The sequence below is a fragment of the Bradyrhizobium sp. Pa8 genome, assembly GCF_052588265.1.
This window is the reverse complement of the sequence record NZ_CP176767.1, coordinates 4,254,381-4,267,821: the sequence shown is the minus strand read 5'-3', so window position 1 is coordinate 4,267,821 and position 13,441 is coordinate 4,254,381. Positions and strand designations below refer to the sequence as shown.

Here is a 13,441-nt window from a genome sequence, read left to right as displayed (position 1 = left end):
TCGAAGACATCTCTCAGCAGCTTCCGGTTTGACAGGAATAAATACCGGAGCGACCTGCCGCGGCAGGAGCCGCCGAGTCAATAAAAACGCCTTTATTTTCAGTAGTTTATAATAAGTCAAAGTCTAAATCGCGCAGAGGTTGAGAGCGCTGTGGGTCGCCCCACGAAGTGCCCGACCGCACTGTGCGTGACCGCCTGACGCGCGAGTCCGCCATGGCGCGGCAGTGCTCGCCAGCGTGCGGAGCTGTGGGACGGCGGGGCGTCGCAACCTCTGTCGGAATGATCGCGCGCAAAACCTCTCCCCGCCGGGAAGAGGCAAGCAAAACCAGATCATGCCGTAGAGATTACTCCGCCGAGGCCTTGGCGTGGCGCTCGGAGGATTCGAGCGCGGCTTGGCTCAGGCTGCGCCGGCGCCAGATGGTGCCGACGACCAGCACGACGGCGACGCCGAGCGCTGCGCAGAGATATTCGCCGCCTCCGCCGCCATGGGCGAATTGCGGCGGGATGCGAAGTGCGCCGAGCATGCTGTCCAGCGAGGCGCCGAGCGGGCCGTCGAACAGCGTGTGCAGCTTCGGCGCGATGCCGGGATCGGTCGCGATCACCTCGCCCGAGATCCAGCCGAGCAGTGCAGCACCCGCCCAGACCAGGACGGGCAGCTTTGCCAGCAGCGCCATGATCAGGGCCGCACCGGCGACGATCAACGGCACGCTGATGGCGAGGCCGAGGATCAGCAGCGGCACGCTGCCATTGGCGGCGGCGGCCACCGCAATGACGTTGTCGAGGCTCATGACGATGTCGGCGACGACGACGATCTGCACCGCCTGCCAGAGATGCGAGGCGGACTCGACGCCCTCCTCGTCCTCGTTCTCCGGCACCAGGAGCTTCGCCGCGATCACGATCAGCGCGAGACCGCCGACAAGCTTGAGGTACGGCAGCTCCATCAGGCTCGCGACGATGCCGGTGAAGATGATCCGCAGCAGCACGGCTGCGCCGGCGCCGAAGATCATGCCCCACAGCCGGTGCCGCGGCTTGAGGCCGCGGCAGGCGAGCGCGATCACCAGCGCGTTGTCGCCGGAGAGCAGGATGTTGATCCAGATGATCTTGCCGACCGCAATCCAGAAGGTCGGTTCGGCCATCTCGTTGCGAAACTGGGTGAAGAATGCCCCGATCGTAGCGGGATCGAAGATCTGCCAGAGCCAGTTCACAATACGTCCTTTCGCCCCGTCGGTATTAACTTATCGGCTGATCAGCCGACGATCTCGTTGCCCGAGAAGAACTGCGCGATTTCGATCGCAGCGGTCTCCGGCGCATCCGAGCCGTGAGCGGAATTCTCGCCGATCGACTTTGCGTAGAGCTTGCGGATGGTGCCGTCGGCGGCCTTGGACGGATCGGTCGCACCCATCGCGTCGCGGTACTTGGCAATGGCGCCCTCGGCTTCCAGCACCTGGACCACCACGGGGCCGGAGGTCATGAACTCGACGAGCTCGCCGAAGAACGGACGCGCCTTGTGCACGGCATAGAAGGTCTCGGCCTGTTCCCTGGTCATGCGGATGCGCTTCTGCGCAACGATGCGCAGGCCCGCCTTCTCGATCACGGCGTTGACCGCACCGGTCAGGTTACGCGCGGTCGCATCGGGCTTGATGATCGAGAAAGTGCGTTCGATGGCCATAATCTTGTCCTTGAGAAGAAAGCGGTGGTTCGGAGTTGCCGGGCTTATATCGGCGCCATCGTCGGACGGCAAGCGACCGCAAAAACGACCTCACAGGCGCATCGCCGCAGGGCCCGCCCCCGGATTCCAGCATGGATTACAACGATTTCATCCAGATGAACCCAATCTGAAACCCCCGTCAGGGTTCGGTTCAGCTTCGCCGGCGTAAGGTCGGGCCATCGAAACCGAAAGCCCGATCATAAGGCGGACCGTTTCGGCGGCCTTTCCATCGACGCGATAGCCCCGCGCCGGCAGTCTTTAGGAGATCACCATGTTGAGGAAACTTTCGCTTGCCGCTGTCGCCGCGGTTGCGCTGGGCGCCGCGCTGGCGCCGACCTCCGCCTCCGCTCACTGGCATGGCGGCTGGGGCTGGCACGGCGGCGGCGGTGGCTGGCATCACGGCTGGGGTGGACCGCGCTTCTATGCCGGCGGCCCCGTCTCCTACGGCTATGGCGGCTGCTACGTGCGCCGGCTGGTCCCGACCCCCTGGGGACCCCGCTGGCGGCTGATCAACCGCTGCTACTGAGACCGACAGCACCTTCCTGAGGTACCTAGGCCCCCCAGGTACCTTCCAAGCGAAGCCCCGGCGTTCCCCTGCGCCGGGGCTTTGTATTTGGGCGGATGTTGCCCGGCCTCATGCAATTTTTACTGGAGTGCCGGGCAATCTCCGCGAGCGGCGAAACCATTTGGGGGGCCAAGGACTTGGTACCGTGTCATCAATTTGAGAACACGGAACCCCACAATGGCTGGCCTTTTTGCCAATGACAGCGAACAGATCGACCGGCGCACCAGCCGCTCGATTTGCGATGCCGTGGGCGAACGGCTCCAGCAGAGCCTGCGCCCCGAACCACGGCTCCCGACGCATCTCGAGCGGCTCCTCGATGAGTTGAAGCAGCGCGATCGCGATTCGCACTGACGTGAGGCTCACGCAAAAACGGGTTGCGTTCGACGCGCCTTGCGGTGACAAGGCCGCATGCTTGCTATCACCGACCTCTCCATCCGCCTTGCCGGACGCCTTCTGATTGACCAGAGTTCCGTGCAGATCACGCCCGGCGCGCGCGTCGGCATGGTCGGGCGCAACGGCACCGGCAAGTCGACCCTGTTCAAGGTGATCCGCGGCGAGCTGGCCGCCGAGCACGGCACGGTGAGCCTGCCGCCGCGCTGGCGCGTGGGCAGCCTCGCGCAGGAAGCCCCGAACGGCCCCGAAAGCCTGATCTCCGTCGTGCTCAAGGCCGACCTCGAGCGAGACGCGCTGCTGCACGAAGCCGAGAGCGCGACCGACCCGCACCGGATCGCCGAGATCCAGACCCGGCTAGTCGACATCGACGCCCATTCGGCGCCGAGCCGTGCGGCCGCGATCCTCTCCGGCCTCGGCTTTTCCGCCACCGACCAGCTGCGCCCCTGCGCCGAATTCTCCGGCGGCTGGCGCATGCGCGTCGCGCTCGCAGCCACGCTGTTCGCCGCCCCTGACCTCCTGCTGCTCGACGAGCCCACCAACTATCTCGACCTCGAAGGCACGCTGTGGCTCGAGGATCACCTTGCGCATTATCCACGCACGGTGATCGTGATCAGCCATGACCGCGACCTCCTGGAAAGCTCGGTCGACCAGATCCTGCATCTGGAGCGCGGCAAGCTCACGCTCTACAAGGGCACCTATTCCTCCTTCGAGGAGCAGCGTGCCGCGCGCGAGCTGCTCGATGCCAAGGCGGTCAAGCGCCAGGAGGCCGAACGCGCGCGCCTGCAGGCCTTCGTCGACCGCTTCAAGGCCAAGGCCTCGAAAGCGCGCCAGGCGCAGTCCCGCGTAAAAATGCTGGAGCGGCTGAAGCCGATCACGGCGCTGGTCACCGAGGACGTGCGCGAGATCAGCTTTCCCGCGCCGGAGAAGATCCTGTCGCCGCCGATCATCGCCGTCGACAACGCCGCGGTCGGCTACGATCCGGCGACGCCGGTGCTGGGCCGGGTTACGTTGCGCATCGACAACGACGACCGCATCGCGCTGCTCGGTGCGAACGGTAACGGCAAGTCGACGCTCGTAAAACTGCTCGCCGGACGGCTGGCGCCGTTCTCAGGCAGGGTGACGCGCGCCGACAAGCTGTCGATCGCCTATTTCGCGCAGCATCAGCTCGACGAGCTGAACGAGGACGGCTCTGCCTACGACCACGTCCGCAAGCTGATGGGCGATGCGCCCGAAGCCAAGGTGCGGGCGCGCGCCGGCGCGATCGGCTTCTCCGGCAAGGCAGCCGACACCAAGGTCGCAAAGCTCTCGGGCGGCGAAAAGGCGCGGCTCCTGCTGGGACTTGCGACCTTCTTCGGCCCGAACATGATCATCCTCGACGAGCCGACCAACCATCTCGACATCGACAGCCGCGCTGCACTTGCCGAAGCGATCAACGAATTCCCCGGCGCCGTCATCATGGTCTCGCACGATCGCTATCTGATCGAGGCCTGCGCCGACCGGCTCTGGATCGTCGCCGACCGCACCGTGACCAATTACGACGGCGACCTCGACGAGTACCGCGGCCTGGTGCTGTCGGCGCGCAACGGCGAGCCCGGCCCGCGCGAGCGTAGCGCCGCGAACGAGAAGCCGCAGCGCCCGAGATCGGACAATCGCGGTTCGCTGAAGAAGCGCATCGCGGAAGCCGAGAGCGAGATCGCCCGCGTCGGCGAGATCATCACCAAGATCGACACCGCGCTCGCCCTGCCCGACATCTTCACCAGAGATCCCAAGCAGGCCGCGCAACTGTCGAAGGCCCGCGCCAACGCCGCCGACGCGCTGGCGCGTGCGGAGGAACAGTGGCTGGAGGCGAGCACGCAGTTCGACGAAGCGGCGGGCTGACGCCGGTGGAATGGCCCGCCTCATCAAAATCGTGAAAACAACCCCATGCGCAGCACCGGTATATTGATACCCGTGACTTTGCCATTGTCCTGAATGCCGTTTTCGCCGGCTCGGTCGGTGCCACAACCGCGGCAATCGGCGCTGCCGATGGGGGAGCGCTCAGTCCGCATACTGCCCCACCGCCTTGATGATCGGCGCCCAGCGATCGACCTCGCTCGTCAGCATCGCACCGAGCGCCTCCGGCGTCGCCTTGTCCTGCGGGACCGGCTCGGTGTTGATGTCGTTGAACCGGGCGATCAATGTGGGGTCCCTCAGCGCGGCCTGAAGCGCCGCCGTCAGCTTCTGAACGACCGCGGGCGGCGTGCCCTTGGGGGCATAGAGGCCGTGCCAGACGCCGAGCTCGAAACCCTTCAGGCCGGCCTCGTCGGCGGTGGGCAGATCAGGCAGGCTCTTCAGCCGCTCCTTGGTGGTGACTGCATAGGCCTTGACCTGCTTGGCGGTGATCGGGCCGGTCGTGTTCGTTGCCTGGTCGCAGGTGAGATCGATCTGCTTGCCGAGCAGATCGTTCATGATCGGACCGTTGCCCTTGTAGGGCACCGTGGTGAGCTGCTTCTGGATCGCCGTCATGAACAGCATGCCGCAGAGATGCGATGCCGCGCCTAACCCGGCATTGGCATAGGTCAGCTTGTCCCCCTGCTGCTGGGCGTAGGCGACCAGTTCCTTGAGCGTGTCGGCCGGGAAATCGGAGCGCGCGATGATGGTCATCGGTGCGTTGGTCACAAGCCCGATCGGCGCAAAGGCGGTCTTCGTGTCATAGCTCAGATTGCGATACAGCGTGGCCGCGGTCGAGATGCCGACATGATGGACCAGCAGCGTGTACCCATCCGGCTGGGCGCGCGCGGCGCGGGTCGTGCCGATCGTACCGCCGGCGCCGGTCGCGTTCTCGACGATGATCTGCTGTCCCAGGGATTTCGCCATGCCCGCCGCGGTCAGGCGGGCGATCGTGTCCGTCGGTCCGCCGGCGGCGTATGGCACCAGCACGGTGATGGGCCTTGCCGGATAGTCCTGCGCGACCGCCGCGCCGAGCGACAGAAGCAGAACCGACAAGATTGTGATGAAGCGCATGTTCCCTCCAGATTCTTTATCGCGCCATAAAAGCGCATCCCCGGCCGCACGGCCATCGGGAAAGCGACTTCAGCAAAAGTGTCGCAATCAGGATCATAATCGGGCCGCCGACACGCGTCGTGATCTGGGCGAACGCCATCAGGCCCATACGATCCGTCGCGCCGAGAATGGCGACGTCGCCGGCGAGAAGAATGGCGGGCGGGCGTGATACGGCGCCGTTGGCGCAAAGTGGGATCTACCGTTCCCGCATGATCTCGTGCCGGTAGCGCTGCAATGGCGATAACAGGTAGCTCAAAATGGTGCGCGAGCCGGTCCTGATCTCCACAGTCACGGCCATTCCCGGTGACAGGCTGACGAGGCGGTCGTCCACCTGCATCTGCGTGCGATCGAGCGAGATGCGTGCGCTGTAGCTCAATTCCTGGCCGTTGGGCTCGCTGCTGTCGCGCTGCGTCCCGAGCGCGCGGTCGCCGCGTTCCGGCGGACGGTCGCGGACGATGGCATCCTGCGAGACGCTCAGCATCCGGCCCTCCAGCAGGCCGTAGCGGGTGAAATTGAAGGTGTCGATCTTGACGGCAGCGCCCTGCCCGGCCTCGACGAAGCCGATGTCGCGGTTGGAGATCATCGCCTCGACCTCGAGCCGCGTATCTGACGGCACGATCACGAGCAGCGATTGTGCCGGCGTGACCACGCCGCCCACGGTGTGGACCGCAAGCTGCTGCACCACGCCGTCGACCGGCGAGGTCAGCTGCTGCAGCCGTGTCCGCTGCTGCGCCTTGATCAGATCGCGCGCGACGCCATTGGCTTTCTGCTCGCTCTTGGCGAGTTCGTCGGACAGGCTCTTGCGATACTCCGCCACGGCCTGGGTGCGGGTCTCCCGGATCGCGGCGACGGCCGCCTCGGCTTCCTTCAGATGGCTGCTCTGGACGCGAAGCTCCTCCTGCTGCTCGATCAGAAGCTGAAGGGTCTCATAGTATGTCAGTTTCGAGCCGATTTCCTTTTCCATCAAAGTCTTGCGGATATCGACGCGCTGCTGGGTGACCGGGAGCAACGCATCCAGTTTGTGGATCGTGGCCGCGATGGTCTGATGCTCGGCCTCCTTCTGCGCCTGCTGGCGCGACAGCGCAGCTAGTTTGGCGCGATGCTCGCCGACCTGACTTACGAGAAGCTGCCGCTGCGTCGCGACCAGTGCGAGGTCGGCATCCGCCGGTGCGAGAAGATCGGCGAAGGCGTCTTCGCTACTTGCAAGCGCAGCACGGAGGCGCGCGACATTCAGCCGTTCGGCCATGAGATCGTCGTGCAGGTGATCGCGCTCCGCGGCATTCACGGTCGGATCGAGCTCGATCAGCACATCGCCCGATTTGACCGCCTGCCCATCCTGCACGTGGATGGCGCGCACCACCCCCGTCTCGAACGGCTGGACCACCTTGCTTCGCCCGCTCGACACCACCTTCCCGGTTGCGGACGCCACGATGTCGATCGTGCCCCATGCCGACCACGCGAGTGCCGCGCAGACAAGGAGCATCAGGGCCATCGCGATGGCCCGGCCGATCGGTGATGGTGGTGCCTCGGCAATCTCCAGCGCCGCGGGCAGGAAGGCGATCTCTTCAGTGCGCCGCCCGTTCGCCTTCCGGAAGGGAACGACGGTCTGCTCCGGCCGCGGGGCCGGCACGGCGCTAGCCGACCTCATAGATCCCTCCCTGGAGACGATGCAGGGCCGCGTATCGGCCGCCGGTCTTGATCAACGCGTCATGCGTGCCGTCCTCGACCAGACGGCCGCGCTCCAGCGTGAAGATGCGATCGGCGCCGCGAACGGTGGACAGCCGATGCGCGATGATCAGGACGGTGCGGCCCCTGGCGATCTCCTTCATGTTCTCATGGATGATCCGCTCGCTTTCATAGTCGAGCGCGCTGGTCGCTTCATCGAAGATCAGGATGCGGGGATTGGTCACCAATGCGCGGGCGATCGCGATGCGCTGGCGCTGCCCGCCCGAGAGCGTCGAGCCGCGCTCGCCGACGACAGTGTCGTAGCCTTCTGGAAGCTCCAGAATGAAATCATGCGCGCCCGCAAGTTTTGCTGCGTCCATGACGCGGTCCATCGGCAGGGTCGGATCGGCCAGCGCGATGTTGTCGCGCACCGAGCGGTTGAACAGCATGTTGTCCTGGAGCACCACGCCGATCTGGCGGCGGAGCCAGGCCGGATCGGTCATCACCAGATCCATTCCGTCGATCAGCACGCGGCCGCCTTGCGGAACGTAGAGCCGCTGCACCAGTTTTGCGAACGTGCTCTTGCCCGAGCCCGACGATCCGACGATGCCGACGGTTTGCCCGGCCGGAACATCGAACGAGACGTCATGCAGGATTTCCGCCCCATCGAGCCGGTAACGGAACGACACGTGCTCGAACCGGATATTGCCCCGGATCGGCGGCAGCCCGGCGCGTGCGGCCGAATAAGCCGGCTCTGCCGCGCTGTTGAGGATGTCGCCAAGCCGCGCGATCGAGAGCCGCGCCTGATGAAAATCCTGCCAGACCTGCGCCAGCCGCAGCACCGGGGCCGAAACGCGCCCCGCAAAAATGTTGAAGGCCACGAGCTCGCCGACGGTCAATGCGTCGCCGATCACGAGGCGCGCGCCGACATAGAGAATGGCGGCGGTCACGACCTTGCTGACGAACTGGACGAGCTGGCTTGCGGTGTTGCCGAGGCTGGTGACGCCGAAACTCGCCGAGACATAGCCGGCCAGCTGCTCTTCCCAGCGGCGCTGCATCTGCGGCTCGACCGCCATCGCCTTCAGCGTCTCGATGCCGCTGACGCTCTCGACGAGGAAGGCCTGGTTCTCGGCGCCGCGGCGGAATTTCTCGTCCAGCCTGCGGCGAAACAGCGGCGTCGCCACCGCCGAGATCGCGATGTAGAACGGGAAGGATGCCAGCACGATCCAGCTCATCAGCGGCGAATACGCGAACATCACCGCCAGAAATACCGAGGTGAAGAACAGGTCGATGAGCAGCGTCAACGACGAACTGGTGATGAAGTTGCGGATGTTCTCGAGCTCGCGAACCCGAGCCACGGAATCGCCGACGCGCCGCGCCTGAAACCAGGCCATCGGCAATGCCAGAAGGTGATGGAACAGCCGCGCGCCCAGCTCCACGTCGATGCGATTGGTGGTGTGCGCGAATAGATAATTGCGCAGGATTCCGAGCACCGTGTCGAACAGCGAGACGACGACGAGACCGATGACGAGCACGTCGAGCGTGGACAGCGAACGGTGCACCAGCACCTTGTCGATCACGACCTGGAAGAACAGCGGCGAGACCAGCGCGAAGAGTTGGAGAAAGAAGGAGGCGGCGAGCACCTCGCCGAACAGCCGCCGGTACTTGCCGATCGCAGCGATGAACCAGGTGATATCGAAATGGCGCCCGAGGTCGGAGAGCCCGGCGCGCCGGGCCATCAGGATCAGTCCGCCGTCCCAGATCGCGCACAGCTCGTCGCGCTCCATCAGCACCGGGCGCTGTGCCTGCGGCGATTGCACCAGCACCTTGTCGGCGGAAGCTTTGGCGATGACCATGAAGCTGCCGTCGCGCAGCATCGCGATCGCCGGCAGCGGGCTGCCCGACAGACGACTCCACTGCGTTCGATAGGTTCGTGCCTTGAGGCCGAGAGATTTGGCGCAGCGGATGATGTCCGCTGCGCCAAAGATAGCCGTTCCGGTCCGGTGCCTGAGCTGGTCGCGGTCGGCCGCAACGCCCTGCAAATGCAGCAGGGTGAGCAGCGCGTCCAACCCCGTATCGGTCGAGACCGCGTTCGTGGTCATGGGCGTTCTCCGGGCCGGAGCCTAGTGTCAGGCGTGTTGCGGCGGTGCGAGGGTCTGGCTCTGCGCCGCGTGCGGATCGGGCAACGGCATCTCGCCGTGGCCGTCGCCTGCCGGAACGAGATTCGCCGCCATGGCCTGGTTGAGCAGCATCGCGGCCGCCATCGCCCCGCCTCCGTTGATGACGACGTTGTTGCCGGTGCCACCATCGAGAACGTCCTGTCCGCCGCCGCCGATCAGCACGTCGTCACCCGCGCCGCCTGCGAGCGTGTCGTTGCCGGGGCTGCCGATCAGGACGTCATCACCATTGCCGCCATTGGCGACGAGCTGGATGCCGCCATGCAGACCGGAGGCCGTGATGACGTCGTCGCCATCGAGGCCGTTGATCACGATCTTGTCGCCCGTGCCGGCATCGGTGATGTTGATGTCCTGGCCAAGCCCCGACACCGTAATGATGCCGTCGTGCTCGGTCACCGTGATGACGTCGCTGCCGCTGGTTCCGTTGATCGTCACCGTATCCGCGGCGCCGTCATTGGCGCCGAGGTCGAGGTTGACCTGGTTCACGCCGGTCCCGGAGAGGTCGCCGACCGTGATGTTGTCGGCACCGCCGAGGGCGTTGAAGTTGATATGCTCGACGCCGTTCAGGTCCATCGCGATCGCGGCAACATCGCGGGTGAACAGCACCCGGCCGCCATTGGCCGAGATGTTGATGTTTTCGTTGATGTTGGCGCCGTTGAACAGCAGCGTATCGGTGCCCTTGCCGCCTTCGACAATGTCGCTGCCGTCGCCGGGATTCCAGACGAAGGTATCATCGCCAGCGCCGAGATTGGCAACGTCGTTGCCACGGCCGCCGTTCACAATGTCATTGCCGGCACTGCCGGTGATGGTGTCGTTGCCGTCGCCACCGTTGATGTCGAGGCTGAACGGCTGCCCCGCCTTGATGGACGAGGCATTGATGACGTCGTTACCGCCTCCGCCGTTGACGGTCAGGACGTCACCGGCATCGGCGTGAGCGATGGTCACCTGCGCCGCAAGGCCGTTGACAACGATCGATCCGCCCGAGGTCGTGACCGAGATGTTGTCATCGCCTGCGGTGCCGTTCACGCTCACACGATCTGCCGCACCGTCACCACTCTGGCTGCCGGGGCCGGCACTGAGGTCGATCGCCACCTGCGTGACGCCGGTGCCGGAGAGATCGTTGACGGTGATGTTGTCTGCGCCGCCGGCGGCAGCGATCTGCACATGCTCGACGCCGTTGAGATCCATGGTGATGGCGCCGACGTCGCGGGTGAGAAGCGCGCGGCCGCCATTCGCCGAGATCGACATGTTCTCGGCGACATTGGAGCCGTTGAACACCAGCGTATCCGTTCCCGCGCCACCTTCGACGGTGTCGCTGCCGTCACCGGGATCCCACGTGAAGATGTCGTCGCCTGCGTCGAGAAGAGCGACGTCGTTGCCGCGGCCACCGGTGACCTTGTCGTTTCCGTCGCCGCCGATCAGGGTGTCGGCGCCCTGGCTGCCGGTGATGGTATCGTTGCCCGCGCCGCCATCGATGGTGAGCCCAATCGCCGCAGCAAGCAGCGATGCATCGATGACGTCGTTGCCGCCGAGCGCCTGGATCACCAGCCGGTCGTTGGCAGCCTCTGCATTCGCGATCGTCACGACTTCAGGCAGGCCCGTCACCGTCACGGTCGTCCCGTTGGACGCGACCTCGATGTGCTGGCCAGCGTTGGTGCCGTTGACGGTGACCGTGTCGGCCGCGCCGTCGCCTTGCGTGCCGCCGGGAACGGCTCCGAGATCGACCAGAACCTGCTTGACGCCGGTGCCGGTGAGATCGCCGACGGTGATGTTGTCGGCGCCGCCGCGTGCATCAAATTCGATCTGCTCGATGCTGTTGAGGTCCATCGTGATGTTGGCGACGTCGCGGGTGAAGCGCACCCGGCCGCCATTGGCCGAGATGTTGATGGTCTCGTTGATGTTGGCTCCATTGAACAGCAGCTTGTCGTTGCCCGATCCGCCTTCGACCGTGTCGCTGCCGTCGCCGGGATTCCAGATGAAGGTGTCGTCGCCCGTTCCTAGTTGCGCGACGTCGTTGCCGCGTCCGCCATTGACGATGTCGTCGCCGCTGCCGCCGATCAGGAGATCGTTGCCGTCACCGCCGGTGATCCTGTCGTTACCGGCGCCGCCGTCGAGCGTCAGCGAGATCAGGCTAGCGAGTCCATTGCTTGCGGTGATGACGTCGTCTCCGCCGCCGGCGTGCAGCACGAGATTCTCCGTCGTGCCGATGTCGAGCGAAAATGGCGAGGCGCCCGTCCCGTCGAATCGCACGCGCGTGCCATTCGCCGTGATCGTGAACGTCTCCGGATCATTGCTTCCGTTGACCTGCGCGGTGTCGTTGCCGTCACCGCCCTCGAACAGGTTGGTGCCGCCCCCCGGATTCCAGATCATGAGGTCGTCGCCGGCTTCGCCGAACAACTGGTTGTCGCCGCTGCCGCCGTCCAGCGTGTCGTTCCCCGCGCCGCCGAACAGCAGATCGTTGCCGCCGCCGCCCTTGATCGTATCGTTACCGGCCTGCCCAAACAGCAAATCGGCACCCGAGCCGCCCGTGATCCTGTCATTGCCGTCGCCGCCGAAAATGTGCACCGCGGGCGTCGGGCCGTTGGATTCGTTGACGGTGATCGTGTCGTCGCCGCCCTGACCGAAGACGTCGATCTCGTTGGTGTTGGCGACGGTGGGGTCGCCACCGATCGGCTTCACCTGCCCGTTGTTGATGAGAATGCGGCCGGACTTGTCGCGGCTGATCACGACGCCGTTATTGGCGCTGTCGCCGAAAATGGTGAGCTGGCCTGTAACCGGGGAGAAAACAGAGGTAGTAGACATCCAAATATTCCTTCGATCGATCCAGTCCCTCCCCTCGATGCGTAGCAGTGGTGCGGATGTCTTTCTTGAAGCGCTGCTTTAGACGCGCGTGATTATTCTGGAGATTTCCTCCAGTTTTCCTCCGGGCTGGTTTCGACAGCGGATGCAAAAGCTCTCACATCACGAATTGCCGATCACGTATAACGGCAGCGTGATTGTTAAAGGCGCGCGCGAATCCCACCGACACATTGATGCGCGCGCAGAAGCCACAGCTCGAAGCGACGACGCATTAGCTTTGATGAGATGGCGAATTCGATCGCTGCTCTCGTGCTCCGGACGCAGAGCAGCACGATAGTGGTGCGCTGCTGAGCCGGGGACCATGATCGAGAGAGACTGGATCGAGAGAGACCGCGTCCCGGCTCTGCGCAGCAGCGCATAGCGCGTCGAAGACGCGCGTGAACGCGCTGCAGTGCTCCGGGACGCGAGAGTTCGCCTTACGCCGACTTCTTCTTCGGCTTCGGCTTGGTCGCCTTCGGCACGACAGGCGCATCCGGCGTGCCCTCGATCGAGGACAGGCGGCCGGACGTGAAGGTGTAGATGCCCGCACGCGGACCGGAGCTCCAGGTGACCACGGCAACGCGTCGGCCGACGGCATCGTTGGAGAGATTGACGGTCGAGGGCGCGCCGATACCGCGCACGACGTCGCATTCGGTGTGACCGAGCGCGACCGTGCCGCCCATGGGCGCCGTCGCCGAAGCATTGGCGTCAGCCGGCCCGGGGGGCGGCGTCATGCCGGGACAGGCGCCGTCGGCGCTGACCAGATCCTCGGCCGTCACGGGCTTGTCGGGCGTCAACGGCGGCGATTCGATTGAGATGCTCTTGATGAACAGGCGGCTCGGCGTGTTGAACCACTGGGCATCCTTGGACAACAGATCGGTCCCCGAGCAGCCCGCGAGCAGCGGTGCTACGGCAGCCAACGCAACTATGAGCGAGCTGGGAAGCTTTTGATGTCGCACGATAAACTAAATTCCCCGCATGAAGGACCGGCCCTAAGCGATTGTCCCAACATCACTTTGCGGCACGAAGGTGACAAAAGCCAGCATCGCCCGAA

At 65.0% G+C, this 13,441-nt stretch carries 11 protein-coding genes; 3 read left to right on the top strand and 8 right to left on the bottom strand.

Going from position 1 to position 13,441, the window contains the following annotated elements:
- Positions 1 to 343 precede the first annotated feature (343 nt).
- Both ACKWRH_RS19200 and ndk read right to left on the bottom strand, forming a co-directional pair.
- Positions 344 to 1,204 (bottom strand): TerC family protein, encoded by an 861-nt coding sequence (locus tag ACKWRH_RS19200; protein ID WP_445221865.1) that lies wholly within the window; start codon positions 1,202 to 1,204, stop codon positions 344 to 346.
- 41 nt (positions 1,205 to 1,245) lie between these two features.
- Positions 1,246 to 1,668, bottom strand: a complete 423-nt coding sequence (gene ndk / locus ACKWRH_RS19195; RefSeq protein WP_212366343.1) for a nucleoside-diphosphate kinase — start codon at positions 1,666 to 1,668, stop codon at positions 1,246 to 1,248.
- A 310-nt stretch (positions 1,669 to 1,978) separates the two neighbouring features.
- Between ndk and ACKWRH_RS19190 the strand changes: the two genes are divergently transcribed.
- The 3 genes from ACKWRH_RS19190 (at position 1,979) to ACKWRH_RS19180 (ending at position 4,543) form a co-directional block, all read left to right on the top strand.
- The gene (locus ACKWRH_RS19190; RefSeq protein WP_014495771.1) at positions 1,979 to 2,233 is read left to right on the top strand and encodes a hypothetical protein; all 255 of its coding nucleotides are present in this window, start codon (positions 1,979 to 1,981) and stop codon (positions 2,231 to 2,233) included.
- A 216-nt stretch (positions 2,234 to 2,449) separates the two neighbouring features.
- The gene (locus ACKWRH_RS19185) at positions 2,450 to 2,623 is read left to right on the top strand and encodes a hypothetical protein (RefSeq protein ID WP_445221864.1); all 174 of its coding nucleotides are present in this window, start codon (positions 2,450 to 2,452) and stop codon (positions 2,621 to 2,623) included.
- 57 nt (positions 2,624 to 2,680) lie between these two features.
- Positions 2,681 to 4,543, top strand: a complete 1,863-nt coding sequence (locus tag ACKWRH_RS19180; RefSeq protein WP_445221863.1) for an ABC-F family ATP-binding cassette domain-containing protein — start codon at positions 2,681 to 2,683, stop codon at positions 4,541 to 4,543.
- Between the two features lie 159 nt (positions 4,544 to 4,702).
- Here ACKWRH_RS19180 and ACKWRH_RS19175 read toward each other — a convergent pair whose 3' ends face one another.
- From ACKWRH_RS19175 to ACKWRH_RS19150, 6 genes are all read right to left on the bottom strand, one after another.
- The gene (locus ACKWRH_RS19175) at positions 4,703 to 5,668 is read right to left on the bottom strand and encodes a tripartite tricarboxylate transporter substrate-binding protein (protein ID WP_445221862.1); all 966 of its coding nucleotides are present in this window, start codon (positions 5,666 to 5,668) and stop codon (positions 4,703 to 4,705) included.
- A gap of 16 nt (positions 5,669 to 5,684) precedes the next feature.
- A complete protein-coding gene (locus ACKWRH_RS19170; protein ID WP_445221861.1) occupies positions 5,685 to 5,807 on the bottom strand; it encodes a hypothetical protein in 123 nt (40 codons plus the stop codon).
- 96 nt (positions 5,808 to 5,903) lie between these two features.
- On the bottom strand, positions 5,904 to 7,355 hold the full coding sequence (locus tag ACKWRH_RS19165) for an HlyD family type I secretion periplasmic adaptor subunit (RefSeq protein ID WP_445221860.1): 1,452 nt from the start codon (positions 7,353 to 7,355) through the stop codon (positions 5,904 to 5,906).
- The gene (locus ACKWRH_RS19160; protein WP_445221859.1) at positions 7,342 to 9,474 is read right to left on the bottom strand and encodes a type I secretion system permease/ATPase; all 2,133 of its coding nucleotides are present in this window, start codon (positions 9,472 to 9,474) and stop codon (positions 7,342 to 7,344) included. The genes ACKWRH_RS19165 and ACKWRH_RS19160 overlap by 14 nt, the downstream gene beginning before the upstream one ends.
- A gap of 27 nt (positions 9,475 to 9,501) precedes the next feature.
- Positions 9,502 to 12,351: a beta strand repeat-containing protein gene (locus ACKWRH_RS19155; protein ID WP_445221858.1), complete on the bottom strand. Its 2,850-nt coding sequence runs from the start codon at positions 12,349 to 12,351 to the stop codon at positions 9,502 to 9,504.
- 473 nt (positions 12,352 to 12,824) lie between these two features.
- Positions 12,825 to 13,307, bottom strand: a complete 483-nt coding sequence (locus tag ACKWRH_RS19150; RefSeq protein ID WP_445221857.1) for a hypothetical protein — start codon at positions 13,305 to 13,307, stop codon at positions 12,825 to 12,827.
- Positions 13,308 to 13,441: the final 134 nt, after the last annotated feature.